This is a genomic window from Paraburkholderia sp. SIMBA_054 (assembly GCF_046534875.1).
GTDB classification, from domain to species: Bacteria; Pseudomonadota; Gammaproteobacteria; order Burkholderiales; family Burkholderiaceae; genus Paraburkholderia; species Paraburkholderia hospita.
The window spans coordinates 17,288-42,141 of sequence record NZ_JAWRXV010000019.1 but is presented as its reverse complement, the minus strand read 5'-3'; the positions used below and the strand labels follow the sequence as shown (position 1 = coordinate 42,141).

Below are 24,854 nucleotides of genomic sequence, written 5' to 3'. Positions count from 1 at the left end.
ACGGCTCTCAGGCGAAGATGCGCGGTTTGACGACGGGCTGGCGGCCGTAGAAATCGAGAATCTGGTTCTCCTGAAGCACCATGGTTTCGATGGCGAGCATCACGTGCTTCCTGACCGTCATCTGTTCTTCAGGCGAGATGGCCTCGATTTCGGCAAGCAGGCTGAGCGAAATGTCTTCGTGATCGAACTCGTCGTTGATCGTCGCGTGACGGGCGATCGGACGCCAGAAGCCTTCCGGGATGCCCGTCTCGCGGCAATAGTTAGCCAGTTCGATATGAAAGCTCACGCTCGGCTGCTCGAACAGGAACAGCAGCGACTTGAAGCTCAACGGATGCTGGCGCGCATACACGCCCAACGACGCGCACAGCGCGAACGTGGCGGGCAGCGGCACCAGATAGTCGAGATTGTCGGTGCGGATGGAAACGGCATGCAGCGACTGCCGCAGCATGTCGTCGTGATTCAGTTCCGAGGCGAGAAAGCCTTGCAGCAGCTTCTGCACCTTGACGGGTTCGGCATGCGCGAGCGCCGGCGCGATCAAACCCGGCGCCTCGCGCACGATATAGAAGTATTCGAGCGCATAGCCAATCAGCGCGCTCTTCGGCAACGTGCGATCGCAGAGGCCTTGATAGAGACGCGAATTCGAATTCGCCTCGATCGTTTCGGCGGCGAACTTTCTGAGCCGGTGATAGAACTCCTCGCCCGACAGGCAGCCTCGAGGCGCGGGAAACGCACTCTCGGTCAACAGGCCGAGCCGGTCGAACTCCTCCAGCAGCCCGTCGACTTCAGTCGCTAGCTCCGGATGACGGCGCTTCAGTTCGGGGATCGACGTGTCGCCGCGCCGGAGCGAATCGACGAACGCCTTGAGCGCGCCCTGGCTGTCGGCGACGACGGAACACGATTGCTCGCGATAGTCGAGCGTCAGGCCGTTGTGCTCTTCGATCAGTTGCACGCCGGGACGAAAGCGCGGCGCGGCGAAAAGATCTGCTGCGGTCGTGGCCTGCATCATGCCTCCCCGTCGACGTCGAGTGTGCGCAACAGCATCGGGGACGCCGAATAGTGTTCCCAGATGCCCGTATAGAACTGGTCGTACAGTTCGATGAACAGATGCGTTTGCGCGCGCATGCGCCGCACGTCCGCATCGGCGATGGCGGGAATGCGCGAGAAGATCTTGCGCGTGAGGCTGCCGTGTCCGCCGTTCAGGTTGATGTCGGAGTGCGCTTTCACGGGCTTGAGCAAAGCGGGATCGACGCCGATCCGATACGCGGCGTCGAGGAAGGAATCCTGCTTGATGTCCTTGCCTTCGAGGATGCCGAGCGTCGAAAAGAAGAACAGCGGGTCGCTATGTGCCCAGAAAGCAAGCGAGTTACACAGCGCCATGGTTTGCGGCAGCGGCACCGTGCGCGCGAGATCCTCACGCGTGACGCCGAGCGTGGTCAGCGCCTTGAGCAACAGTTCGTCGTGCCCGTACTCTTCCGCGTAGAACTCGTTCATCGACAGCCGCACGCCCGTATTGGCGACATACGACAGAACGGGCGCGTCGAAATAGCTTTCGCGGAACAGGAAATGGTAGTTCTCCACGATCATCCCGTGGATCACATTGAGGGGAATGTCAGCGCCCGAACTCGCGGACGCGCACTTCTCCCAGAACACGTTCGTATAGAGCGTGCGATACAGCAGATCGTTGGCGAGATCTTCGAGTTCGAGCAACACGTCGAGGCCGCTGCGGGCCAGCGCGGGTTTCACCGCGCGCACCAGTTGCAGCTCCTTCAGACGATCGAACACTTTCTGTTCGTACGGCGAATAGCGGGAGATCACCTCCTCCGCCTTGACGCCGGCGCGCAGCGCGCTGATCAGGGACGCCGCGTCTTCACCGTCGACGGCCGCCGGAAATTCGTATTGGTTCTCGTCGTCTTCGATGACGAGCGAAGGCGACGTGCTGAGACACTTCCCCGCCAGCACAAACGCCTGTGGTTCAAAAATGTCGTCCATCACGACAGCCTCCGTTCGTGGCCGGCACGCAACGGTGCCGGCGCGTTCATTACAAGTGAACCGGGATCAGGACGGGACGCGCCTTGCGCGGCTTGACCACGACAGTGATTTTCTTGTCGTCTTGCCTGTCCGTTTGCGACTGCGCCTGCGATTGTTGTTGCGGCTGCGCTTGCTGAACCTGCACTTGGGTCGTCATCTCAATCTCCTTTGGGGTTGGCGTTAACTCTGTACTGCTTAACAAGCTGTCCACCACCGTGGCCAGTTCTTTCACACCCGGAGCCAGAAACCCAAAGCCGTGTGGCGGGCAGCATCGCCTCGCCAATGGCGGCAGGCCGATGAGCGCAACAGGCTTAACTTGTAGCCCCGTTCTCCGCCGTGGATCTGACGCCGGGCGCGGCTTCCCGGCCGCTCCGGCGCAGTCAGACGTGTGTGTTGTTTATCGGCCCGATGCCGCCGATCGCAGCCTCGCGCGCTGTCACCGAATGCGTGCCCGAGTGTCGGACTCACGCCGCAGCCAGACGCTCTCGACGAACAAAACGGGCGCTCCCGCAAAGGGAGCGCGCCTGAAGGTCGATATAGGTCTGGGCGGTCCAGCCGGATTCTCGTCAATGGCCGCCGTTCGTTGTTTCTCTCAGGTTCTGCTTTCTCTCAGGTTCTGCTGGGCCGTATCTTTTTTGCACGGCCTCGGAAATTCAGTTCGTACAGTTCCGTTTTTGCGGAATCAGCTAAAGTGTTCGTTCGTTTTGGCCAGTGTTCGAGGAATTCATCGAATTTCAACTAACCCACTGATTTACCGAGAATTTCACTTTAAAATTCATACAAACAAACTAACTCGTTGGGCCTATTGTTCCGGTAAACTGCGATAACTGGAATGAACACTTTCGATCAATTTGCGTGAAGTGTTCGGCAAACTCGCATGAACACTTTCAGAGCAATCATCTTGATGGGACCAAAGTAAGGTGCTAGCGCGCCCACTCTGGTCGACAGGGAGGCGAATGAAGATCACCCTCGACGTCGCAACGGCTACCCCGCTGACGGAACAGATCGTCGGTCAGGTCGAAGCGCTGATCCTGGCGCGCGAACTGCGCGTCGGCATGCGCCTGCCGTCTATCCGCAAGTTCGCGGCCGAGCACAACATCAGCCGCTTTCCCGTCATCGAGGCCTACGACCGGCTCGCCACGCGCGGCCTGCTGCAGCCCAAGCACGGTTCCGGCTACTACGTCGCCGAACAGTTCGAAAAGGCGCCGCGCGCCACGCGCGGGCTCGACGCGATCCGCGCGACGCCCGAATCCGACCAGATCCTGCGGCAGTTCGAGCGGCCCGACGAGGTGCTGAACCTGTCGATCGGCTTCATTCCCGAGGCGTGGCGCGATGTCGAAGGCATTGCGCAGGCGATCCGCCAGGCGTCCCGCACGGACGCGCGCAGTCTTATCGACTACGCGATTCCACAGGGCGACCCGGTGTTGCGGGTGCAGATCGAACAGCGCCTCGCGTTTGTCGGCGTGGCGGCGGAGCCGCAGAACATCATGGTGACCAACAGCGCGAGCGAGGCGCTCGACCTCGTCGTGCGGATGCTGCTCAAGCCGGGCGATACCGTGTTCGTCGAAGATCCCGGCTACTTCAACCTGTTCGGGCTGCTCAAGCTGCAGGGTATCGAGCTGGTCGGCGTGCCGCGTCTGTCGAGCGGGCCGGATGTCGAGGCCGTCGAGGCGCTGCTGAAGGAGCATCGGCCGAAGCTCTTTTTCATCAACACCGTCTTTCACAATCCGACGGGCACGAACGTCGCGCCGCACGTCGGCTTCCGGTTGCTGCAGCTCGCGCAGGAACACGACTTCATGATCGTCGAAGACGACGTCTACGCGGATTTCCAGGCGATTCCCACGCAACGTCTCGCGTCGCTCGACCGGCTGAAGCGCGTCGTGTACATCGGCGGGTTTTCGAAGAGCCTGTCGTCGTCGCTACGGCTCGGCTATATCGCCGCCGAAGCGGGGTTGGTCAAGCACTTCGTCGAAGTGAAGGCGCTCACCAGCCTTGGCGGCACGCGCTTTAGCGAGCGCGTCGTGGCCGCGCTGCTCGAGCGCGGCACGTATCGCAAGCATCTGGAACGGCTGCGGCGGCGCGTGAATGGCGCCATTTCGACCGCGGTGGAATTGCTCAACGGCATCGGCTGGCAAGTGTTCGACGAGCCGTGCGGCGGCACGCTGGTGTGGGCGCGCGTGCCGGGCGTGCCGAATTCGGATGTGTTCGTCGCCGAAGCGGCCCGCGCCGGCATCACCGTTCAGCCGGGCAGCTACTACCGGCCGCACGGAGAGATGACGCCGTGGGTCCGGTTCAATACCGCGTATCTCGACAATGAGCGAGCGCTGGGATTCTTGCGGCGCGCGGCGGCGATGGGCGATTGAAGCGAAACGGCCGCACCGCGCCCTGCGCGATCAACCGCCCTGCTCCCGCTGAATTCGCGTGCGCGCCTCGCCGAGACTTTCAAAGCTGTCATCGTCTTCGTTGAACACCGAAATGCGCCCATGCCCGATGTCTTACACCCAGCCCTGGAGATCGAGGCGCTTTTGCGCGAGCCGCCCGGCGACGGACGGATGCGTGCGCAGATGCATCAGTTGCAGCCGGATGTTTTCCTCGACGAGCGCCTGCACGAGATGATCGCTGTCGACCTTGCGCGCCTGCACGACGCTGCGCGCCGTCTCCGCATTGCGCAGCCACGCATTGACGGTCGGCATGTCTTCCGCTGTCATCGGCGCGGTGCCCGCGAGGCCGCGCATCGCGCCGCAGTCGCTATGTCCGCATACCACAATCTGCCGCACGTTCAGCGCAAGCACCGCGTATTCGACGACAGCCGACACGCCGCCCAGCATTTCGCCGTAAGCGGGGACGATATTACCGATATTGCGGCACACGAAGAGCTCGCCCGGATGCGTTTGCGTAATCATTTCCGGCGAGACACGCGAGTCAGCACACGTGATGAACAGCGTGTGCGGCGCCTGACCTTGCGCAAGACTTTCGAATAGCGCCTGGGTGGCGGGAAACACCTCGTCGCTGAACTGCTCGACGCCGTCCAGCAGGTGCTGCAGGTCCGACTTCGCCGGGTCGCGAAGCCGTCTGGTGTTGAACATATCGTCCGACATGAGGCTGTCCCCCTTCGCAGCGCGCTGGATCATGGATCAGGGAGTGTACGACGGGAATGCGTCAGCGGGCAGTCACACGCGCTGAGCCACGGCGCGCGAACGGAGAGATGCCATAAAAGAAGCCCCGGCCGGACGTGATCGGAGCGGCGCGGGGCTCGACAAAAAGCTCGCCTGTTCTCAAGAGGCAGGCTCACGTTACGCGCGTCAAAAAAACGGAGCAATCGAAAAAACCCCCGGACGCCGGGTGCGGCGACCGGGGGAAGCTCTCTCGCGCGCGAAGGGAAGCACCGCGCACAAGAGTCACTTTAGCGGTTCGCGCGCCACGGATTAACGGGTCGCGCGGAAACACTCCTTTCCAGCGCGCACAAACGGGCGCGGCGCTGATGTCCCACGTTGATGTTCCGCGCTTATGTCCCACGCTCACTTCGCACGCGGCCTCGGTGGATGTGCGCGCGCTGCGCAATCCGCGCACACCCCGTGCAACGCCAGCGTCTTGCCGACAATGCGCAAGCCGAACTTCTTCGCGATCGCGATGCGCCGGCGATTGATCTTCGGGTCGGAGAACTCTTCGACGCGCCCGCACACGACGCACACGAGATGATCGTGCGCCTTGCCCGAATTCAGTTCGTAGAGGCTGTGATGCTTGCCGAGCGGCACGTTCGCGACGAAGCCCGCCTCCACCAGCTGACTGAGCACGCGATAGGTGGTCGACAGGTTCATGCGTTCGCCGCCCGCAGCGATGCGGCGGTGAATCTCTTCCGCGCTGAAATGGCCGTGCTCCGTGCGTTGCAAATAGTCGAGCACGGCGACCTGCGCAGCCGTGCCTAGCAGGCCGGCTCGTTTGAGCGCGTCGAGCGTTCGGGTCGGAAACGTTGACAAGGGCGGCATGCGCAGCCGTTCTGAATCGAATCGAGGGAACCGGCTTTCAGCCTATGACATCGGCACGAATATTTCCGGAACCTAGTTGATTGCGATTCGCATTCGGCAACGCGCACACGCGACGCACAGCATGCGTGGCATGAAGAACAGGATCATCAGCGAGAACGCTGGCGCCCTAAAGCATCCGCGCGATGCTCGACAGGACTCAGCGCAGGTTTCTCGCGACACCACCACCACGGTTGCGCACGAGCTCTGCCGCCTGCCACGATGCCAGCGCCACACAGCCGAACAGGACTTCGCGCATCCGCTTGACGAGCGCAAGCGACAGCGCCGTCTGCTCATCGACGCCGAACATTCGCGCGAGCAACACGACGACAGCCTCCTGCACGCCCAGCCCCGACGGCACGAAGAACGCCGCATGGCGCGCCGCCTGGGTGAGCGCTTCGATGGCGATCGCGCCGCCAATGGAAACGGGATGTCCGAGCATCCACAGCGCGACATACACCTCCGACGCGCCGAGCAGATAGCCGGCAAACTGCCAGACAAACGCGCGCAACAGCAGACGCGGCTCACGCAGCAACGCATCGATCGCGGCATCGAGCCGCGCGCCGCCGATGCGCTCCACGTTCCAGTGCGCGCTCATCGGCAGACGCGCGGACCAGCGCTCGATCGCGTGAAATAGCCCGCCGCGCCTGAGCAGCAAGAACACGACGACGGGCAGCGGCAACGACAGCAGCAACGCCGCGCCGACGGTCGCGAGCAAACCATCGTGGCCCGTCTGCGCGACGATCATCACGAGCCCGAGCGCGGCGAACACATACTGGACGGCGAGCGTCACCAGCACCTCGACGATCACCGACGCGCACACCAAGCCCGTCTCGTCGACTTTCCAGCGCGCGAGCCGCACGCCGACGAACTCCCCGCCGATGCTTGCGACAGGCAGCAGCCGGCTCACCGCCTCACGCACGGTCGCAACCCACCACAGATAGGCGAGCGACGCACTTCTGCCGAGAAGAAGCCGCCACGCCTGGGCATCCAGCAGCAACGGCAGCGCATGCAGCGGTACGAGCCACAGCAGCGCGAAGCCTGCCGAACGGATCGCGTGCAGCACGTCGTCGATGCCGCTGTGCAACGCCAATGCGATCAGCACCGCGATGCCCGCAGGCAATCCCAGCCATTTGAGCCACTTGATCATAGGTAAGACGGCTGCGCGAACACGTCGGCGAAACCGCCCGTGATCGCCCCGCTCGCGGCTATCGCCGACGCGACACGCGCGGACAGCAGTGCGTCCAGTTCGTCGCTGTGCCGGTACGTCTGCATCGTCGGCGTGATCGCGCCTTCTCCGGCCACGGCGGGATGACTGTAAATCTCGCCGACGCCTTCCGGCAGCCGTGCAAGCGCGGCGAGCAGCGCCGCCTCGTCCATATGCCCTGTCTGCGACATGCCTATCACGTAGTCGTTGTGTGCAATACCGGCATTATCCAGCTGCTTGCGCACGCGTGCCATCCACGGCCTGATCCACGCAGGCGCGCCCGGCTCGTACGGCAGCCGCATCGCCTTCAACCCATATTCGCTCCCCACTTCGATAATCATCGCGAGCACCGTTGGATGCAGATGAAAGTGCTTGTGCGTATTGACGTGATCGAGCGTGAGCCCCGTGCGTGCGAAGGCCTGAAACTGCGCGCGGATTTCCGCCTTCAACTGGCGCCGCACTTCAGGCAGGAGGAAAAAGCGAAAGCCGTTGCGCACCATCCGTTCCCCGAGCCGCCCATGTCTGTCGACGAGCGCGGGAATCAGATGCGTGGCGAGCATGGGGACGCCGTCCGCGAGCACGAGATGCAAACCGACGCGCAAACTCGGATAAAGGTGCGCGCGGCGCACCGCATCCGCCGAGGCGGGCGCGGACACCATCAGGCTCGCCGACGTCAGGACACCATGCAGATGCGCGCGCTCGACGGCTTCGTTGATCCGCACATGCAGACCGAAGTCGTCGGCCGTCACGATCAGCGCGCGTCGGGGAGCGTTTATCGAGCGCTGCGCCGACTGTCGCGTCATGCCTCGCGCGCCCGCAGGAAACGGAAGAACTCGACGCCTTCGCGCAGACGCCGTTTCATCATTTCCCAGCTCAGCAGCATCTCGCGCACGATCTCCCAGATCTTCGACGGACGGAAATAAAACTGCCGGTAGAACTGTTCGAGATGGTGATAGATCTCGTCACGCGACAGATGCGGATAGCCGATGGCCGCCAGCTGCACGCCTTCCTTGCTCACCAGGTTGATTACCTTGTTCTCTTCGAGCCAGCCGTTTTCGACGGCCTGCTTGTAGAGCGTGGTGCCCGGATATGGCGCGGCGAGCGACACCTGAATGGTGTGCGGGTTGATGTCCTTCGCGTATTCAATGGTCTTCTGGATCGTCTCCTTCGTTTCGCCCGGCAAGCCGAGTATGAAGGTGCCGTGAATCTTGATGTCGAGCTTGCGGCAGTCTTCGGAGAAGCGCCGCGCGATGTCGGTGCGCAGGCCCTTCTTGATGTTCAGCAGAATCTGGTCGTCGCCTGACTCGTAGCCGACCAGCAACAGGCGCAGGCCGTTCTCTTTCATGATCTTGAGCGTCGAGTACGGCACATTCGCCTTCGCGTTGCACGACCACGTGACGCCGAGCTTGCCGAGACCGCGCGCGATTTCCTCGACGCGCGGCTTGAAGTCGGTGAACGTGTCGTCGTCGAACATGATCTCCTTCACTTCGGGCATGTTGTCGCGAATCCACTTCACTTCTTCGAGCACGTTCTCGACGGAGCGCGTGCGATAGCGATGCCCGCCCACCGTCTGCGGCCACAGGCAGAACGTGCACTTCGAGCGGCAGCCGCGCCCGGTATAGATCGATACATACGGGTGCTTCAGATAGCCGATGAAGTAGTTCTCGATCTTCAGATCGCGCTGATAAACGGGCGCGACGAACGGCAGCTCGTCCATGTTCTCGAGGATCGGGCGCGCTTCATTGTGCTCGATCGAGCCGTCCGCGGCGCGATAGCTCAGGCCCTTGATCTGCGAGAACGGCAATCCTTCGGCGATCTCCTTGCAGGTGAAATCGAACTCTTCGCGGCAGACGAAATCGATCGACTCGCTCGCTGTCAGCGAGTTGTGCGGATCGACGGCGACCTTCGCACCGACCATGCCGATCAACACCTTCGGTGCGCGCGCTTTCAACTGCTCAGCAAACAGTGCGTCAGTCGGAAACGACGGCGTGCTCGTATGGATGACGACGAGTTCGTATTCCTGCGCGATCGCGAGCGACGCTTCGACGGAAAGACCATCGGCGGGTGCGTCGAGCACGCGGCTGCCCGGCACCAGCGCGGCCGGCTGCGCAAGCCACGTTGGATACCAGAACGAGCGGATCTCGCGCTTTGCCTGATAACGCGACCCCGCGCCGCCGTCGAAACCGTCGTACGACGGTGCCTGCAAAAATAACGTCTTCTTCATATTCGCTTTCCACGAGTTGTAATTGAGCTGAGCGCGCGCGATGCTCTCGCGACGCGCTCAGCGTCCATCGGATACTTCGAGTGCGTTGGCGGGTTCAGGCCGGAAAACCGTCGTGGCGTTGTCCGTGGCTTCGACGGGCACGCGTACGCCGCGCCACACCACCGTCGAGCCGAACGCTCCTGCCACCCACTGCGCGAACAGCAATGCATCGCGCACGGGCATCAGCGCGAGATCGCGCCAGAACTGGCGTCGCTCGCCGCCCATCAGCGCATGCAGGACGACGCGCGCCGACACACCCGTCACGACAGCGACGACGAGCGCGATCGACACGGCGGGATGCTCGTTCGCGCGATGCAACGCGAACGCGAGCCACGCGCCGCAGACTATCCACGGCAGCGTGAATGTCACGAACAGCGACGCGAAGCCCGTGCGGTTCACCGAGCGGATCGTGCGCAGCCAGCGCGTCTCGCGATCCCACAGCGCGGCGAGCGTGCGCTCGGTCACATCCGTCTCGACGACGACGGGCGACAGCACCGTTTGCAGATTCAACTCGCGCACATGACCGGCCAGCCAGTAGTCGTCGGCGAGCGTGTTACGCAGCCGCTCGAAGCCGCCGATGCCCGCCAGCGTCGAGCGCCGCAGCGCGAGCGTCGCGCCGAAGCCGAAGCGCGTCGAGCCAAACGCATGTGCGATGCGCACCGACGGCACGAACCATTCGTTGATGAACTGCGCCCCCACGCGCGACCAGAAGCCGGCAATGCCTTTCGCGCGATACAGGCACGTGACGACGCCAACCTGCGGACCGGCGAGCGGCGCGCAAACGCGCTCCAGGTAATCCGCTTCGACGGCGATATCGCTGTCCGCGATCACGAATACGTCATGGTGCGCCCATTGCGCGAGATTGATCAGGTTGCTCACCTTCAGGTTCGTGCCGTGCACGCGCGGATCGACGACGAGCGAAATCCGGCAATGCGGATAGGTGGCCTGCAGGCGATGGACGATCGCGATAGCGGAATCGTTCGCGCTCGATACGCCGCAGATCAGTTCGAAGCACGGATGCGACTGCTCGCAGAAGGTCGCGAGATTGTCGAAGAGCCGTGGCTCGGCGCCGCACAGAGGCTTGAGCACGCTGACGGGCATCGGCGCACGCGCGGGCAACGATCGCCGTTCGTGCGCGGCGGCACGCGACACTGACACGAGCGAGGCCAGCACGGCCATGAGGGCATACAGCGCTGCGCCGCACACAAGCATCATCGGTAACCAGTCAATACGTAACAGCGTGTCCTGCATGTTGTCGATTGCTCCCGCTGAAATGAACGCAGGCTGGCCGTCGTGTCGACGCGCGCAGCCACGAAGACACAGCCCGCATCACCATCCCGTCGCTTGAACGGGAACGTAAGGCATGCCGATGAAATGCAGATGAAGGATGACGAGTCCGCGCGCGGGACAGATTGCGGAGACGCAAACGGCATCGCGCCGTGGTCCGATGAAATGCGCATGACGTCTTTTCACAGCCGCGCGAAATGCCATGCGCGCTGCACGACGTGTAATCAGAACGGCAGCCAGCAACAGGCCGAATGTCAGCACCCGGAACGTCGCTGTCTCGAACAGCGTCTGTGGAAACTTGCAGAAGAAAAGCAGGCTCACGACACAGACGTCGATGGCCGTCGCGGCAACAGAAGCGGTGACGAGGTGCGCGCGGATCATCTGAACAGTGGTTTGCTTCATGGCGAGCCAGCCCTACGTGGCGCGCACCGGCCCGCTGCTGCTACTTCGCTGATGTGAAGCCTGCGTGACGGTGCGACAGATTCGAGCGTGCCCAGCCATGCTGAACACGACGCACCGATGGTAGCGAGCGGATTCTGAAGGGAATATTAAGCACTTGAAGTCGATACGTGTTTCAGGCGGCTTGCATCACATTGCTTGCGACTTACGGCAGCATCCGCTGCAACACGTTGTCTTTCAGCACGACGCGGTGAAACAACGCGCCGCCTACATGCAGCACGATCAGCGCAAGCAGCACCCATGCAAGCCAGCTATGCACGTCGCCGAGTGCGTGGCCCGTCGGCGAACCGGACGCCGTCAGATCAGGATAGCGAACCATCCCGAACAGCTTCACCGTCCAGCCGCGCGACGACGCGTTCGCCCATCCCGCGAGCGGCACGGCGATCAGCAGCGCGTACAGCAGCGCATGCGTCGTCGATGAAATCACGCTGAGTGCGCGCGACAATTCCGCGGCCTGCGGCACATGCGTCGCGCGCCACGCAATGCGGCACGCCACCGCCGCGACGATCGCCGCACCCACGCCAAGATGCCATGCGATCAAGCCGTTGGGCAACGTATCGCGATGCACGTCAGGCATCGTCCAGCCGATCACAAACTGCGCGGCGACGAGCAGCGCGACCAGCCAGTGGAACAGGCGTGCGACGCCGTCATAGGCGGCGCGTTGGGCAAAAGCATTGAGGTTCATTGTCGGTCTCTTATGAAGTCGTACGGCGGGCCGGATCGAACATGGCGCTGACGCAAGCGCGAGGCACGCGTCAGGCGGCGATGCTAACGGCGGGAACCTGAAGAAATGCTTAACACCCTCAAACGATGGCAAGCGCACGTATACATGCCATGCGGCATCCGCGCTAGACTCGCAGTCAATACGACAGCCAGAGACCAGGCACAAGCCGGACAACGACACCATGCGCATTCTTCTCGTGGAAGACGACGACCTGATCGGCAGCGGCCTCGAAGTCGCGCTGCGCAATGCGGGCTTCACCGTCGACTGGGCGCGCGACGGTCAGCATGCGCAACTCGCGCTCGCGACCACGCCCTATCTGCTCGTGCTCCTCGATCTCGGCTTACCGAAACTTTCCGGCATGGAGCTGCTGAAGTCGCTGCGCGCACGCGGCAACGACATCCCCGTGCTCGTGCTCACCGCGAAGGACACCGCCGCCGACAAGGTGCGCGGCCTCGACGCCGGCGCCGACGACTACCTCGGCAAGCCGTTCGATCTCGCGGAGCTCGTCTCGCGCTGCCGTGCACTGATCCGCCGCTCGCAGGGGCGCGGCAGCGAGCTGATTGCCTGGCGCGACCTGAGCGTCGACCCCGTCGCGCAGACGGTATCGAGAAACGGCGTACGCGTGCCGCTCACCGCGCGCGAATGGGCCGTGCTGATCCACCTGCTCACGCACTCAGGCGTGCCGCAGCCGCGCGCCAGGATCGAGGAAAGCCTGTATGGCTGGCAAGAGGAAGTCGAAAGCAATGCGATCGAAGTGCACGTGTCGAACCTGCGCAAGAAGCTCGGCGGCGATGTGATCCGCACCGTGCGCGGCTTCGGCTATATCGTGGACAAGACATGACGCAGCCGCGCTCGACATCGATCCGCCGCCGCCTGATGTGGCTGATTCTCGTCAGCGTCGGCGCGGTGTGGGCAGTCATGTTCGCGTGGAGCTTCAACAACGCGACGCGTGAAGTCGACGAATGGGACAGAGCTCGCCTGATCCAGCTCGCGCATCTGCTGGCGCGGCTCGACGACCCGAACCTGGCGCGGCTCGCAACTGGCGGTATCGATGTTCGCAACGAGTACTCGCGCGCGTCGCCCGCCCTCGACGACGACACCGACGCGCGGCCCCGCTATGCGCTCTTCGAGGTGCGCGATGCAGCCGGCCGCGTGATCGTCGCGAGCCCCGGCCTTGCCGCGCTGCATCGCGCCGCCCAGCCGGGCGAAGCCGCGCAAAGCGTGCACACGATGACCGTGGACGGCCAGCCTTGGCTCGCCTACGCGTTGCAAGACAGTGCAACGGGCCGCATGGTGCGCGTGTTCGAACCGGCCAACGTGCGCAGTGACCTGACGACGGGCGTGGCGAGCCGCATCGCGCGGCCGATGGCGTTTGCGCTGCCCGTGCTCGCGCTGCTCGTCTGGTTCAGCGTGGGCCACAGCTTCAGGCCGCTGTCGACGATCTCGAAGGCCGTGCGCATGCGCGACAGCCGCAATCTCGAGCCGATTCACGTCAATCCGTCACCCGCCGAAGTCCGGCCGCTCGTCGATGCGATCAACCAGTTGCTCGCGCGATTGCAGCAGTCGATCCTGCGCGAGCGCGCGTTCACGGCCGACGCCGCGCACGAGCTGAAGACGCCGCTGGCCGCGATCAAGGTCCAGGCGCAGGTGGCGCTCGCCGCGCACGACAGCGCGCAACAGCAGCAGGCGATGCGCCGCGTGGTCCAGGGCGTCGACCGCAGCGCGCATCTTGCCGAGCAGCTGCTGCTGCTCGCGCGGCTCGATGAGCGCGACACGGTGGCGACGGCGCCCGTCCGGCTGCATGAGGTCGCCGGCGAGGCGATCGCGTTCCGCGCGCCGCATGCTGAAGACAAATCGATGGCGGTGGTGCTCTCGGGCGAGCGCGACGCCGAAGTCTATGCGGACCGCGCGCTGGCCCGCACGCTGATCGACAACCTGCTCGACAACGCAATCAAGTACGGCGAGGCCGGCGGACGCGTACACATCACCGTGCTGGCCGACGCGCAGACGGTATCGCTGACGGTCTCCGACAACGGCCCCGGCGTCTCCGACGAAGAACGCCTGCGTCTCACCGACCGCTTCTTTCGCGGCGCGTCGGCGTCCGCGAGCGGCAACGGCAGCGGGCTCGGGTTGTCGATCGTCGCGCGCATTGCCGCGCATTTCAACGCGCAGATTCATATCGGCTCGGGCATCGGACGGCGCGGGCTTGCCGTGCAGATCGCGTTTCCGCGCGTGCCGGGCGCGCGCCCGCGTGAGACAGCGGGAACGTCCTGACGGGATCAGCGACGCGCGCCTGCGCGTCTCGCTCTGCTCGAACGTCGGTAAGGAAAAGAAAAGAGAGGTGACGCAAACCGCTCGCCGCGTTGCAGGCGAGGTTCACGCGTACATCAGGGAAAGAGCGGCAGCGACATCGGCTTATCGACGTTCGCCGCTTTCACACGGGCGGGCCGTGCCGCGCGCGGCTTGCGCTGGCGCATCGGCGCCCCGGCGCGGTCGAGGCATCGGCAGACGCGCACGAGCGCGCTCGACAATGACGCGGGCTGCGCCATCAGCGAAGGCAGCGACGCCTCCAGTTGCATCAGCAACATCGGCAAGGTCGGTGCCGGGGAATGCAGGGTCTTCCGTGGTCGGTTTGTCATGGACGCCTCTCGGGAACGCTGCGGGGACTGTATCACAGCCCGACGGCAGCCCTTCCCGAACCCGCGCCAGCGTCCAGAACCCGCAAGCTCACGCCTCAAGCCAGCGCGTCTTCCCCCGTCGCGAGCATCGTGCCGCGGCATGCAGGCGATCCGCACCGGCACACATACTGGCTGCGCGTTTCCTCGTCTTGCGGGTCGTCGACGGCCAGTCCGTACGAGATGAACAGTTCTTCGCCCTGCTGGATATCGACGGCGGCTTCGATGAACACGCGGCCGTCGATCTCGACCGCCTCGCAATTGGCCCGGCACGCGTGGTTCAGCCAGCGCGCGCTATTGCCGCCGACGCTGCCGTCGATCACGCGTCCATCCGACAGGCCGAACACGAATGTGTGCCCGTAGTCGCCCGTGCGTTCGATGCGCCGCGCGGCACGCCGCCATGACGTCACTTCGCCTTTGTATTCGATGATGCGTTCGCCCGCCGCGAGCATGCATAGCGCGAACACACCTTTGCCGTGAATCGGCGACCGCCTGACTGATAAACGACGCATGGCCTGCTTTCGAAGAAGAATGATCCCTTCAGTATAGAGCGCGAAAAAAATGCGCTGTTATCGATGTGCGTATGTTCGTCCTCTTGTGCGCATCGAAATCGCGACAATGCGCTTCAGCGCCCATGCGCGAACGATCAGAAACGCGCCTGCGTGCGCTTCACGACTGCGACGCTCACGGCCACAGCGCCGCGCGCATTCGCGCTGCGCGGCTCGAAAAGCTGCGCGCCTGAATACGGTTCATGCGCGAGCCGCGCATACAGGTCCGGGCGTCGCGCTTCGAGCCAGCGGTGCGCCGGACTCGCGCCGATCGAAGCGGGATCGAGATCCGCGGCGATCATATCGTCGCCGGATGCGCGTTGGGCGACGACCTGACCGCAGGGATCGACAATCGCGCCGTCGCCCGCGTCGCTGTAGACGACGAACATGCCGTTGTCGAGCGCACGCGCCGGCAGCGCGCGGCGCATCCATGCGCCCGCCTCGTCGCTTGCGTCCGTCTGCGCATGCGGCGCGACCAGCAGCGCCGCGCCGAGCAGCGCGGCCATGCGCGCGTTCTCCACCAGATAGTTGTCGCCGCCGATCAGCACCGCGAGCCGCCATCCCGCTTGCGCATCGAACACCGTGAAGCAGTCGCCGCGCGCGATATGCCGCTGACCATCGCGTTGCAGCTTGCGATGCACATGCCGCTTGCCGCCCGGTAGACAGACGACGTAACTGCTATACAGATCGCCGTTCGTCGCGCGCTCGATCAGCCCGACACCCGCCGCCACGCCAGTTCGCTCGACGGCATCGGCGACGGCCTGCACGCTCGCGCTATCGACGCTCGCCGCAAGCGCTGCAATCTCCGCGCGCCGCGTTCTGCGTGCCTCCGCCGACGCAGGCGTGTCCATGCCGCCCGTCAGGCAGGCTTCGGGAAACACGGCGAGCCCGACGCGTTCGCGTGCCGCCTGCTCGATCCGCGCGACGACGTGCGCAACGTTATGGTCGATCTCACCGTGCCGCGCGGCGAACGGAATCGACGCGACGCGCAGCGTCGCGGAGGGCAAGGTGGACATGGCGGGTCTCAAAAGATGAATCGGATGCCATCATTGGACCGCTCGCCATTCGATAAGTAAAATGAATAATCCAATCGATACGATAACTTACGAGAATGGAAATCCGTCTGTTACGCGCGTTCCTGACGGTCGCGAACCTTCGGCATTTCGGCCGCGCCGCCGAAGCGCTGCATCTCAGCCAGCCCGCGCTGAGCAAACAGATCGTCGTGCTCGAAGAGAGTCTCGGCGGACGGCTCTTCGAGCGCGGCCGTCACGGCGCCGGGCTGACGGCATTCGGCGAGGCGTTCCTGCCCGATGCCGAAACGCTCGTGCGCGATGCCGACGACATGCTCGCCCGCGCCCGCGAGGCGAGCAGCGGACAGCGCGGCCATCTGCGCATCGGCCTGTGCCTGTCGACGCTCACGCTCGCGCCGCCGTTGATCGCCGCGTATCGCGCGCAGCATCCGCAGATCGGCGTCACGTTGAACGACTTGTCGTCGGCGGAGCAGACGCGGCGCATGTTCGCCGGCAAGCTCGACGTCGGCTTCGTGCGCCTGCCTGCCGCCGCGGGTCTGTCCGCGTTCGCGGTGATCGACGAGTCGCTTGCGCTCGCGGTGCCGCAGCACGCGAAGTGGAAGCGCCTGCCGGCAAAGCTGGACGAGTTCAATGAGTTGGGTTTCATCGCGCTGGCGCGCAGCAAAGGGCCAGGGACGGCGGCCATGATCGACGCGTGGTGCGCCGAGCGCGGCTTCGTGCCGCGCGTAATCCAGCAGGCGGACGATTTCCAGTCGGTGCTCGCCGCGGTCGCCGCGGGTGTCGGCGTCGCGTTCGTGCCGTCGCGCGCGGAACATCTGCTGCGCGACGCCAAGGTGCTGCGTTTGAAGGACGCCTCCGCGCAATGGCGCGTCGGACTTGCATGGCAGACGGAACGCGACGATCCCGTCGTGGCGCGTTTCGTCGACTACGTGCGCGCCGCGACGAAGCACGGCGCGGCGGCACCCGTCACAGCGTGAGCCGCGCTTCCAGCCCGCCGCCTTCGCGGTTGCGCAAGGTCAGCGTGGCGCTCATCGACTGCGCCAGTTGCTTCGCGATGGCGAGTCCGAGCCCCGTGCCTCCCGTTTCACGGTTACGCGAGCTTTCGACGCGATAGAACGGCTGGAATACGGCATCGAGCAGTTCCTGCGGAATGCCGGGACCGCGATCGAGTACGACGACCGACAGTTGCCGCCCGCGCGACGCATCGACGCTCACTTCCACCGTCACCGCTTCGTGCCCCGAATACTTCAGCGCGTTGTCGATCAGGTTGCCGAGAATGCGGCGCAGTGCCTGCGGGCGCGTCGTCACCGGCTGGCCGACGTGCCCTGTCAGCGAGACGGGATCGCCCGCATCCGTATAGTCGCTGACCATGCTTTCGATCAGTGCATCGGGATCGATGCGGCGCGGCTTTTCGTCGGCGCCGTGCAGCGTGCGCGCATAGGCGACGCCTTCGCGCACCAGCAATTCCATTTCCTTCAGATCTTTTTGCAGGCGCGCGCGCTCGGCTTCGTCGTCGAGCAGATCGGCGCGTATCCGCATCCGCGTGATGGGCGTTTGCAGGTCGTGCGAAATCGCCGCGAGGATTTGCAACCGCTCGCGCATATAAATGCCGATGCGCGTCTGCATCGCGTTGAACGCTTTCGACGCGCGCGCCACTTCTTCGGGGCCGTCTTCAGGCAGCGCGGCGGGCGCGAGATCGGGACCGAGCGTGTCGGCGGCGCGCGCGAGACGTTCGAGCGGACGCGTGGCGAGGCGCACTGCGAGCCACGCGCAGCCCGCGAGCAGCGCCAGTTGGGCGACCAGCACGAGCGGCAGCCACGGCGACAGCGGGATGCCGTGCATCGGATGCATGTCGATCGTGAGCGGCGTGCCGTCGCTCAGCGTCAGGTGCACTTCGAGATGCTCGCTCTCGCCGGGGACCTCGTTGGCCGTCACCTTGTACTGCGGGCCGATGTCCTTCGCGATCGACGCACCGATTTCCCGCGAGAGCTTCGCGTCCGGCGGCATGCCGCTCGTGCCCGGACCCAGCACGAAACGATAGCTGCGCCGCGCGAGCTTCGGCAGCCATTCCTCGCGCTCGGCGGGCGTCAGGCGGTCCAGCAGCGCGACGGAGCTGGTTACTTCCTGGCCGATGTAGCCGACCATCACGTGCATGGTCGCCTCGTTGCGCTCGGTCATCGTGAGCCAGAACGACAGCGTCTGCGCGGCCAGCAGCCCGGCCACGAAAATCAGCGACAGCCGCATGAACAGCGTGCGCGGCGGCCACAGGCCGCGCAGACGAGCGATTGCCGCGTTCATCCGCCGTTGTCCTCGGCCGTCACGAGCGACGAGAACACATAGCCTTCGTTGCGCAGGGTCTTGATGTAGCGCGGCTCGCGCGCGTCGTCGCCCAGACGCTGACGCACGCGGCTCACCAGCAGATCGATCGAGCGGTCGAACGGTTCCGTCTGCCGCCCTTGCGTGAGAGTGAGCAATTGGTCGCGCGTCAGCACGCGCTGCGGATTGTCGACGAACACGCGCAACAGCCGGTATTCCGCGCCGCTCAACGCGACCATCGTGCCGTCGCTGTCGATCAGATTGCGGCCGATCGTATCGAGCCGCCAGTCGCCGAAGCGCAGGAAGTGCGCCGCGTTCGCCGGCTCGTCGCTGCCGCCGGGCGGCATCATGCGGGCGCGCCGCAGGATCGCGCGGATGCGGGCCAGCAGCTCGCGCACCGCGAAGGGTTTCGCCAGATAGTCGTCAGCGCCCATTTCGAGGCCGACCACGCGATCGGTCTCCTCGCTCAGCGCCGTCAGCATCAGGATCGGGATGGTCTGAAATTCACCCGCGCGCAGTTCGCGGCACAGGTCGAGGCCGCTTTCGCCGGGCAGCATCAGATCGAGCACGATCAGGTCGGGCCGCTCGTCGGCGAGCGACGCGCGCATTTGCCGGCCACCCGACGCGAGCGTCACGCGCACGCCATTCCTGGTGAGGTACGTGCCGACCAGCTCGCGAATGTCGCGGTCGTCGTCGACGATCAGAACGTGATCCGTTTTGTCCACACAAGGCTCCTTCGCCTGCCAGAGTTCGCTTATCTTACGCGTCCTTTATGCACCCTTCAGGCGGCCTTCAGGCGTCTTCCACCACGGACAGGCTCTTGCCGTCCGACACCGACGACTCCAGCGCATACGGATCGACGTCGTCCAGACAGCCGATATTCACGCGCCACAGGTTCGGGTCCTTGCGTGTCTGATGAAACGGATAGATGCCGCACTGCTTGCAGAAATAATGCTTCGCGACTTGCGTGTTGAACTGGTACAGCGTCAGGCTGTCCTCACCGGACACGATATTGAGCGCGCCCGCCGGAAAGAACGGCGACATCAGCGCGCCCTTGCGCCGGCACAGGCTGCAGTTGCAGCGGACGGCGGGCGCGACGGGCGTTTCGACGGTGAATTTGACGGCGCCGCAATGGCATGAGCCGTGGTGAGTGTGGGTAGTCATGGCGTGTTCCTCGATGCGATGACGGTTTTATACCCTGGCCCATTCCCGGCTATGTGTCCCAATGTATCTGGCCGGTACAGCGATACAAAAAGTGGGGTGCGTGCGGCCCGGAGTGTCACCGCACGCACGGGGAAATTGCTATCCCTTGCACAGATCCTTCGCATCGGGCACCTTCACTGCATTCCCGGCCTTCAGATCGAAGTCCGCCTCCTGCAGCCCTTTCGGGCTCGTCGCGACCCAATGCAACTGGGTCGGCGAGCGCACCAGCCCGACGCTGCCTGTATAAGTCCACGCAATCGGCGAAGGCTGCGTGCCCGCCAGTTCGATCGACGCAGGCGTGAGCTTCAGATGCAGCAGCCGTCCATCCTGCGACGGCGTGAACGCCCGCTCGCCAATCACCGGGATGCCCGCCTCGCGCACTGACGCCGGCATGCAATCGAGCGTCGCCGTGGTCTGGCCGCTCGCGTCGATCAGCTGCGCGAAGCCTTTGCCCTTGTCGCTCGTCGCGACGACGACGAAGCGATCGATGGACGGCACGTACGCCGCCGCATACGTGTAGTACAGCAGCCGGTCCGCGATCACGCGCGGCTCACTGAGCGCGCCCGTCGACGGATCGAGCGTCGCGACCTTCAGCCGCGCCCAGGTCTCGCCGCTCACGTACTGCTGCCACACGAGCAGCGCGCGCGTCGGCGAGGCGGCAATCATCGGCCACCATTCGCGCACGCGCGGCGCGACGTCAATGGCCTGCAGCAGCGCGCCGTCGGCATCGTAGGTCTTCACATACACGCCGTTGCCCGTGCCGAGGTTATCGACGCCGCCGCCGTTCACCCAGTCGTTCGAATAGAACACGACGAAGCGCGAGCCGACGGCGGCTACATGTCCCGAGTGACCACCCGACAGCACATCGTTCGGATACGGCTTCACGTCCTTCAGATCGGACGTATAGACGCCATAGCGCTGGCTCACTTCATTCGGCGTGTTCCAGCCGTCCTCGAACGACACCATCACGCGGCCCGTATCGTTCTGCGCGACGGACACGGGCTCCTGCGCCTCCGGCCGGCTGATGAACACGCGCGGACGGTCGAGCTTCGGCTGCTGCGGTGTCCAGCGCGCGATGTACACATCGTGCGTCCAGTTGCGGTCGCGCCCCGCGCCGCGCGGCGGCAGGCCCGAGCTGCTGAAGAACACGGTCGTCACGCCCTGCGCATCCGTAATCGCACCGATGCCGTGCATGTAGGCGCGCAGGTCGCCCGTCGGCACGCTCGCGGCTTTAGCGGCTTTGGCAGCCTTCGTTCCGCCCGCTAGCGCGGACGGAACGACGCAGCTTGTGGCCACCGTGGCCGCCACGACGAGCACTGCAATCGTAGTCCGCATGAGCGCCCTTCACTCCACCGTGACCGATTTCGCGAGATTGCGCGGCTTGTCGACGTCGGTGCCGCGTGCGCAGGCCGTGTGATACGCGAGCAATTGCAGCGGCACCACATGCAGGATCGGCGACAACGGCCCATAGTGCTCGGGCAGCTGGATCACGCGCACGCCGTCGCGGCTTTCGATCTTCGTGCCCGCATCGGCGAGCACGTACAGCTGGCCGCCGCGCGCGCGCACTTCCTGGATGTTCGACTTGAGCTTTTCGAGCAGCGCGTCGTTCGGCGCGATCGTGATGACGGGCATCTCGTTGGTGACGATCGCCAGCGGCCCATGCTTCAGCTCGCCCGCCGGATACGCTTCCGCATGCACGTACGAGATTTCCTTGAGCTTGAGCGCGCCTTCGAGCGCGATGGGGTAATGCACACCGCGTCCGAGAAAGAGCGCGTGGTCCTTGCGCGCAAGCGCTTCCGCCCATGCGACGAGCTGCGGCTCCAGCGCGAGCACGCTATTGAGCGCGGCAGGCAGATGATGCAGTTGCCGCAGCGCGTGCGCTTCGTCGTCGGCGCTCACGTGGCCGCGCTCCTTGCCGAGCGTGAGCGCGAGCAGGAACAGCGCGACCAGTTGCGTCGTGAACGCCTTCGTCGAGGCGACGCCGATCTCCGGCCCCGCACCCGTGAGGTACTGCAATTCCGTGAGCCGCATCATCGAGCTATGCGGCACGTTGCAGATCGCGAGCGTATGGTGATGGCCGAGTTCCTGCGCATGCTTCAACGCGGCGAGCGTATCGGCCGTCTCGCCCGATTGCGACACGACGACGACCATCGCGCACGGATTCACCACGCTCTCCCGATACCGGTACTCGCTCGCTATCTCCACCTGCGTCGGAATCCCCGCGATCGATTCGAGCCAGTACTTCGCCGTCAGCGCGGAGTAATAGCTCGTGCCGCACGCGAGCAGCAGCAGCGAGTCGATCTCGTTGAACGCGCGCTGCGCATTCGCGCCGAACAAGGCGGGGGTGATCGAACGGACGCGCTCCGTCGCGTCGGCGACGACGTCCGGCTGCTCGAAGATTTCCTTCTGCATGTAGTGACGGTACGGGCCGAGTTCGGCCGCGTAGTGGCTCGTGTGCTGCGCCTGCACTTCGCGGCGCACGGTCGCGCCGTCGCGATCGACGATATGCACGCCGTCGCACGACAGCACTGCGATATCGCCTTCTTCGAGGAAGATGAAATGTTCGACCGTGCCCGACAGCGCCATCGCATCCGAGGCCAGATAGTTGCCGCGCTCGCCCACGCCGATTACCAGCGGCGAGCCGGCGCGCGCGCCGATCACGCGGTCGGGCTCGTTCTTCGCGAACACGGCGATCGCATATGCGCCGCGCAGACGCAGCAACGCGCGTTGCACAGCCGTCAGCAGATCGCGCGACGGGTCCTGCTCGCGCGTGTGATGGATCAGATGCGCGATCACTTCCGTGTCGGTATCCGATTCGAACACATAGCCAAGCGCTGTCAGCTCGTCGCGCAGCGGCTCGTGATTCTCGATGATGCCGTTGTGCACCAGCGCGATCTCGTCGCGAGAAAAGATCGGGTGCGCGTTGTCGGTGACGGGCGCGCCGTGCGTCGCCCAGCGCGTATGCGCAACGCCGATCGTCCCCGCCAGCCTTGCTTCCTGAACCTGGTCCGCGAGATTCGCGACGCGTTCGACGCTGCGCACGCGGCGCGGCGCGCCGTGTTGCAGGACGGCGACGCCGCACGAGTCATAGCCGCGATATTCGAGCCTGCGCAGGCCTTCCGTCAGCACGCCGACGACGTCGCGCTGGGCCACTGCTCCTACGATTCCGCACATGTTGGTCTCCGTGTTGCGTGTGTTTGTACTGTGAGAACGCGCTCGCTTATGCCGCTTCGCGTTCGAACTCGCGCACGCTCATGACGTGCGAGATCATGCCGTCGGCATCGTGATAGGCGACGAGGCAGCGGCCCGCATCGCCTTCGGGAATTTCATGCGTGGTCTGCGGCGCTTGCACCTCGCTCGTCTGCGGCATGCGGCGCACGCGGTTCGTGCTCATCGCGTCCATCTGGCGGCCGAAGGTCCACAGAATCATCGCCAGAGCGACAATACCGATGCCCATGATGCCGGGCATGAACGCGTCGAGCGACAGCTCTTCTTCACTCGCATTCGCAAGACACCAGCGGATATACAGCGCGGCCAGCACCCACGTGCCGAGCACGAGCGTCGGGCGCACCACGCGATACCACGCAACGGTGCGCATGGCTTTGGCCCTGCTGCCTTCCGTAGCGAACTGCGAGACGGACTGCTTCGAAACATCGATGATCGGAAATTCCATGTTTTTCCCCTGAGACGGTTGACTTGCGTTGTCAATTCGATTGCTTCATCCCACGTGCTTCAATGCTTCATTCCGTTCGCTGCGAGAGCAATGCCGCCGAGGCGTCGGCCGTTACCGCGCCGCTCGAACGGATGCCGCGATCCGGGCTGACCCAGCGCGCGCGTTTCCTGCGACGCTGGCTGACCACGCCCGGCAGCGCAATCACGGACGCGATCATGCTGATCGCCCAGAACGCGGCGGGATACCAGACGGTGTCGACGAAATAGCGCAGCAGGTTCTTGTCGTAGCGGCGATCGATCAGGCAGCCGATCAGAATCTGCGCGCAGCAGGTCGCGAACAGCAGCACACCCGTGCCGCGCGGCACGAACGCGAAGCGCCAGCTTTCGGGCAGCGTGAAGAGCGCGGTGGCCGCCATCATCACGAGCGTGAACAGCATGCAATACGCCCACACGATGCTGGTCGCGTACTCGACGAAGATCGGCCACATCATCATGTTGCGACGGGACAGCACGGCGCCTGCATACTTGAAGAGCACCTGGATGCCGCCCTTCGCCCAGCGCAGCCGCTGCTTGTAGAGCCCGCGGAAGGTCTCCGGCATCAGGATCCAGCTAAGCGCGCGCGATTCGAAATCCACGCCCCAGCCCTGCACCTGCAGCTTCCAGCTGATGTCGATGTCTTCCGTCAGCATGTCGGAGCTCCAGTAGCCCACTTCCTGCAGCGCGCGCTTCCTGAACATCGACACCACGCCCGACACCGTCAGCAAGCGTCCATACATATGCTGCGTGCGCTTGATGAGGCCGACGATCGACGAGAACTCGCCCACCTGCATGCGCCCGAGCAGCGACGAGCGCGTGCGGATGCGCGGATTGCCCGTCACCGCGCCGACGGATGCATCGTCGAGGAAGTGGCGCAGCATCCAGCCGATCGCTTCCTTGTCGAGCAGCGAGTCGCCGTCGATACACATCAGGTATTCGGCATCGGACAGCATCGCGGCCGTCGTGAGACCGATCGCCTTGCCCTCGTTCTGATGCTGGTGCACGACGACGAGCTTCGGATAGACGTTCACGAGCTGGTTCAGGATCGCGCCCGTTTCGTCACGGCTGCCGTCGTTGATCGCGATGATGTTGTAGTTCGGATAATTCAGCTGGTCGAGGCACGCGATCACTTCGCGCACGTTGTCCGCTTCGTTGTAGCAAGGCACGACGACGGACACTTTCGGATACGAGGCGAGCGGCGGCGCCGCCTTGCGCCCGGCGTCGCGGCGCTCGATCAGCAGATAGTGCAGCAATCCCCCCACCATCCACAGATACGCCATCAGCAGCGGATAGTAGAAGACGAAGTTCGAGATGATGTTCATTGCGTTTTTCATTGTGGTCCCCTGGTCCGGGTTGGCATCGCTTTGATCGACATGCGTCGCG

General features: G+C 64.4%; 24 protein-coding genes and 1 pseudogene. 4 read left to right on the top strand and 21 right to left on the bottom strand.

Annotation, left to right across the window (positions count from 1 at the left end):
• Positions 1 to 7 precede the first annotated feature (7 nt).
• From SB822_RS23130 to SB822_RS23120, 3 genes are read right to left on the bottom strand one after another with little or no spacing between them, the layout of a single operon-like run.
• Positions 8 to 1,006 (bottom strand): iron-containing redox enzyme family protein, encoded by a 999-nt coding sequence (locus tag SB822_RS23130; RefSeq protein WP_410855739.1) that lies wholly within the window; start codon positions 1,004 to 1,006, stop codon positions 8 to 10.
• A complete protein-coding gene (locus SB822_RS23125; RefSeq protein ID WP_090837866.1) occupies positions 1,003 to 1,989 on the bottom strand; it encodes an iron-containing redox enzyme family protein in 987 nt (328 codons plus the stop codon). The genes SB822_RS23130 and SB822_RS23125 overlap by 4 nt, the downstream gene beginning before the upstream one ends.
• A gap of 49 nt (positions 1,990 to 2,038) precedes the next feature.
• A complete protein-coding gene (locus SB822_RS23120; protein ID WP_131240041.1) occupies positions 2,039 to 2,260 on the bottom strand; it encodes a hypothetical protein in 222 nt (73 codons plus the stop codon).
• A gap of 724 nt (positions 2,261 to 2,984) precedes the next feature.
• On the opposite strand from SB822_RS23120, the gene SB822_RS23115 reads away from it, so the two are divergent.
• Positions 2,985 to 4,391 (top strand): PLP-dependent aminotransferase family protein, encoded by a 1,407-nt coding sequence (locus SB822_RS23115; protein ID WP_007583695.1) that lies wholly within the window; start codon positions 2,985 to 2,987, stop codon positions 4,389 to 4,391.
• A 30-nt stretch (positions 4,392 to 4,421) separates the two neighbouring features.
• Here SB822_RS23115 and SB822_RS23110 read toward each other — a convergent pair.
• The 8 genes and pseudogenes from SB822_RS23110 to SB822_RS23075 all read right to left on the bottom strand — a co-directional run bounded on the left by SB822_RS23110 (position 4,422) and on the right by SB822_RS23075 (position 11,951).
• Positions 4,422 to 5,126, bottom strand: a pseudogene (locus SB822_RS23110) (carbonic anhydrase).
• A gap of 420 nt (positions 5,127 to 5,546) precedes the next feature.
• Positions 5,547 to 6,014, bottom strand: coding sequence for a Fur family transcriptional regulator (locus SB822_RS23105; protein WP_007583693.1), 468 nt, complete (start codon positions 6,012 to 6,014; stop codon positions 5,547 to 5,549).
• A 196-nt stretch (positions 6,015 to 6,210) separates the two neighbouring features.
• Positions 6,211 to 7,200, bottom strand: a complete 990-nt coding sequence (locus tag SB822_RS23100; protein WP_090837868.1) for a lysylphosphatidylglycerol synthase domain-containing protein — start codon at positions 7,198 to 7,200, stop codon at positions 6,211 to 6,213.
• On the bottom strand, positions 7,197 to 8,060 hold the full coding sequence (gene hpnK, locus SB822_RS23095; RefSeq protein ID WP_090837870.1) for a hopanoid biosynthesis-associated protein HpnK: 864 nt from the start codon (positions 8,058 to 8,060) through the stop codon (positions 7,197 to 7,199). The genes SB822_RS23100 and hpnK overlap by 4 nt, the downstream gene beginning before the upstream one ends.
• The gene (gene hpnJ / locus SB822_RS23090) at positions 8,057 to 9,481 is read right to left on the bottom strand and encodes a hopanoid biosynthesis associated radical SAM protein HpnJ (RefSeq protein ID WP_079485319.1); all 1,425 of its coding nucleotides are present in this window, start codon (positions 9,479 to 9,481) and stop codon (positions 8,057 to 8,059) included. Before hpnJ ends, hpnK begins: the two co-directional genes overlap by 4 nt.
• 57 nt (positions 9,482 to 9,538) lie before the next feature.
• Positions 9,539 to 10,771: a bacteriohopanetetrol glucosamine biosynthesis glycosyltransferase HpnI gene (gene hpnI / locus SB822_RS23085; protein WP_007734104.1), complete on the bottom strand. Its 1,233-nt coding sequence runs from the start codon at positions 10,769 to 10,771 to the stop codon at positions 9,539 to 9,541.
• A gap of 78 nt (positions 10,772 to 10,849) precedes the next feature.
• Entirely contained in the window at positions 10,850 to 11,209 is a 360-nt protein-coding gene (locus tag SB822_RS23080) for a hypothetical protein (protein WP_007734106.1), read from the bottom strand.
• A 202-nt stretch (positions 11,210 to 11,411) separates the two neighbouring features.
• Positions 11,412 to 11,951: a cytochrome b gene (locus SB822_RS23075; protein ID WP_090837872.1), complete on the bottom strand. Its 540-nt coding sequence runs from the start codon at positions 11,949 to 11,951 to the stop codon at positions 11,412 to 11,414.
• A 220-nt stretch (positions 11,952 to 12,171) separates the two neighbouring features.
• On the opposite strand from SB822_RS23075, the gene SB822_RS23070 reads away from it, so the two are divergent.
• The gene (locus SB822_RS23070) at positions 12,172 to 12,831 is read left to right on the top strand and encodes a response regulator transcription factor (RefSeq protein WP_007583686.1); all 660 of its coding nucleotides are present in this window, start codon (positions 12,172 to 12,174) and stop codon (positions 12,829 to 12,831) included.
• A complete protein-coding gene (locus SB822_RS23065; RefSeq protein ID WP_007583685.1) occupies positions 12,828 to 14,264 on the top strand; it encodes an ATP-binding protein in 1,437 nt (478 codons plus the stop codon). Before SB822_RS23070 ends, SB822_RS23065 begins: the two co-directional genes overlap by 4 nt.
• Before the next feature lie 113 nt (positions 14,265 to 14,377).
• On the opposite strand, the gene SB822_RS23060 is transcribed toward SB822_RS23065, so the two are convergent.
• From SB822_RS23060 to SB822_RS23050, 3 genes are all read right to left on the bottom strand, one after another.
• Positions 14,378 to 14,629 (bottom strand): hypothetical protein, encoded by a 252-nt coding sequence (locus tag SB822_RS23060; protein WP_007734108.1) that lies wholly within the window; start codon positions 14,627 to 14,629, stop codon positions 14,378 to 14,380.
• A gap of 95 nt (positions 14,630 to 14,724) precedes the next feature.
• Positions 14,725 to 15,177, bottom strand: a complete 453-nt coding sequence (locus SB822_RS23055) for an SET domain-containing protein (protein ID WP_007583683.1) — start codon at positions 15,175 to 15,177, stop codon at positions 14,725 to 14,727.
• Positions 15,178 to 15,311: 134 nt separating this feature from the next.
• Positions 15,312 to 16,229: a nitrilase-related carbon-nitrogen hydrolase gene (locus SB822_RS23050; RefSeq protein ID WP_090837874.1), complete on the bottom strand. Its 918-nt coding sequence runs from the start codon at positions 16,227 to 16,229 to the stop codon at positions 15,312 to 15,314.
• A 95-nt stretch (positions 16,230 to 16,324) separates the two neighbouring features.
• Between SB822_RS23050 and SB822_RS23045 the strand changes: the two genes are divergently transcribed.
• Positions 16,325 to 17,221: a LysR family transcriptional regulator gene (locus SB822_RS23045; protein ID WP_090837877.1), complete on the top strand. Its 897-nt coding sequence runs from the start codon at positions 16,325 to 16,327 to the stop codon at positions 17,219 to 17,221.
• Here the strand turns inward: SB822_RS23045 and SB822_RS23040 are convergent.
• The 7 genes from SB822_RS23040 to pgaC all read right to left on the bottom strand — a co-directional run bounded on the left by SB822_RS23040 (position 17,211) and on the right by pgaC (position 24,793).
• On the bottom strand, positions 17,211 to 18,542 hold the full coding sequence (locus SB822_RS23040) for a sensor histidine kinase (RefSeq protein WP_090837880.1): 1,332 nt from the start codon (positions 18,540 to 18,542) through the stop codon (positions 17,211 to 17,213). The genes SB822_RS23045 and SB822_RS23040 overlap by 11 nt on opposite strands.
• Complete coding sequence (locus SB822_RS23035; RefSeq protein WP_007583675.1) at positions 18,539 to 19,285, bottom strand: response regulator; 747 nt, start codon at positions 19,283 to 19,285, stop codon at positions 18,539 to 18,541. The genes SB822_RS23040 and SB822_RS23035 overlap by 4 nt, the downstream gene beginning before the upstream one ends.
• Positions 19,286 to 19,352: 67 nt before the next feature.
• Positions 19,353 to 19,724: a GFA family protein gene (locus tag SB822_RS23030; RefSeq protein ID WP_007583673.1), complete on the bottom strand. Its 372-nt coding sequence runs from the start codon at positions 19,722 to 19,724 to the stop codon at positions 19,353 to 19,355.
• A gap of 138 nt (positions 19,725 to 19,862) precedes the next feature.
• On the bottom strand, positions 19,863 to 21,098 hold the full coding sequence (locus tag SB822_RS23025; protein ID WP_090837883.1) for a hypothetical protein: 1,236 nt from the start codon (positions 21,096 to 21,098) through the stop codon (positions 19,863 to 19,865).
• Between the two features lie 9 nt (positions 21,099 to 21,107).
• Positions 21,108 to 22,937, bottom strand: coding sequence for a glutamine--fructose-6-phosphate transaminase (isomerizing) (gene glmS / locus SB822_RS23020; RefSeq protein WP_090837885.1), 1,830 nt, complete (start codon positions 22,935 to 22,937; stop codon positions 21,108 to 21,110).
• Between the two features lie 46 nt (positions 22,938 to 22,983).
• Positions 22,984 to 23,436, bottom strand: a complete 453-nt coding sequence (locus tag SB822_RS23015) for a hypothetical protein (RefSeq protein WP_007734118.1) — start codon at positions 23,434 to 23,436, stop codon at positions 22,984 to 22,986.
• A 67-nt stretch (positions 23,437 to 23,503) separates the two neighbouring features.
• A complete protein-coding gene (gene pgaC, locus SB822_RS23010) occupies positions 23,504 to 24,793 on the bottom strand; it encodes a poly-beta-1,6-N-acetyl-D-glucosamine synthase (RefSeq protein ID WP_007583666.1) in 1,290 nt (429 codons plus the stop codon).
• Positions 24,794 to 24,854 lie beyond the last annotated feature (61 nt).

Coding starts and splice junctions, on each gene's coding strand:
- SB822_RS23015 (WP_007734118.1), bottom strand. CDS start 23,436: ATGGAATTTCCGATCATCGATGTTTCGAAGCAGTCCGTCTCGCAGTTC.
- SB822_RS23125 (WP_090837866.1), bottom strand. CDS start 1,989: ATGGACGACATTTTTGAACCACAGGCGTTTGTGCTGGCGGGGAAGTGT.
- SB822_RS23045 (WP_090837877.1), top strand. CDS start 16,325: ATGGAAATCCGTCTGTTACGCGCGTTCCTGACGGTCGCGAACCTTCGG.
- SB822_RS23025 (WP_090837883.1), bottom strand. CDS start 21,098: ATGCGGACTACGATTGCAGTGCTCGTCGTGGCGGCCACGGTGGCCACA.
- hpnJ (WP_079485319.1), bottom strand. CDS start 9,481: ATGAAGAAGACGTTATTTTTGCAGGCACCGTCGTACGACGGTTTCGAC.
- SB822_RS23130 (WP_410855739.1), bottom strand. CDS start 1,006: ATGATGCAGGCCACGACCGCAGCAGATCTTTTCGCCGCGCCGCGCTTT.
- SB822_RS23080 (WP_007734106.1), bottom strand. CDS start 11,209: ATGAAGCAAACCACTGTTCAGATGATCCGCGCGCACCTCGTCACCGCT.
- SB822_RS23060 (WP_007734108.1), bottom strand. CDS start 14,629: ATGACAAACCGACCACGGAAGACCCTGCATTCCCCGGCACCGACCTTG.
- SB822_RS23100 (WP_090837868.1), bottom strand. CDS start 7,200: ATGATCAAGTGGCTCAAATGGCTGGGATTGCCTGCGGGCATCGCGGTG.
- SB822_RS23055 (WP_007583683.1), bottom strand. CDS start 15,177: ATGCGTCGTTTATCAGTCAGGCGGTCGCCGATTCACGGCAAAGGTGTG.
- SB822_RS23115 (WP_007583695.1), top strand. CDS start 2,985: ATGAAGATCACCCTCGACGTCGCAACGGCTACCCCGCTGACGGAACAG.
- pgaC (WP_007583666.1), bottom strand. CDS start 24,793: ATGAACATCATCTCGAACTTCGTCTTCTACTATCCGCTGCTGATGGCG.
- SB822_RS23065 (WP_007583685.1), top strand. CDS start 12,828: ATGACGCAGCCGCGCTCGACATCGATCCGCCGCCGCCTGATGTGGCTG.
- SB822_RS23070 (WP_007583686.1), top strand. CDS start 12,172: ATGCGCATTCTTCTCGTGGAAGACGACGACCTGATCGGCAGCGGCCTC.
- SB822_RS23050 (WP_090837874.1), bottom strand. CDS start 16,229: ATGTCCACCTTGCCCTCCGCGACGCTGCGCGTCGCGTCGATTCCGTTC.
- SB822_RS23040 (WP_090837880.1), bottom strand. CDS start 18,542: ATGAACGCGGCAATCGCTCGTCTGCGCGGCCTGTGGCCGCCGCGCACG.
- glmS (WP_090837885.1), bottom strand. CDS start 22,937: ATGTGCGGAATCGTAGGAGCAGTGGCCCAGCGCGACGTCGTCGGCGTG.
- hpnK (WP_090837870.1), bottom strand. CDS start 8,060: ATGACGCGACAGTCGGCGCAGCGCTCGATAAACGCTCCCCGACGCGCG.
- SB822_RS23075 (WP_090837872.1), bottom strand. CDS start 11,951: ATGAACCTCAATGCTTTTGCCCAACGCGCCGCCTATGACGGCGTCGCA.
- hpnI (WP_007734104.1), bottom strand. CDS start 10,771: ATGCAGGACACGCTGTTACGTATTGACTGGTTACCGATGATGCTTGTG.
- SB822_RS23105 (WP_007583693.1), bottom strand. CDS start 6,014: ATGCCGCCCTTGTCAACGTTTCCGACCCGAACGCTCGACGCGCTCAAA.
- SB822_RS23030 (WP_007583673.1), bottom strand. CDS start 19,724: ATGACTACCCACACTCACCACGGCTCATGCCATTGCGGCGCCGTCAAA.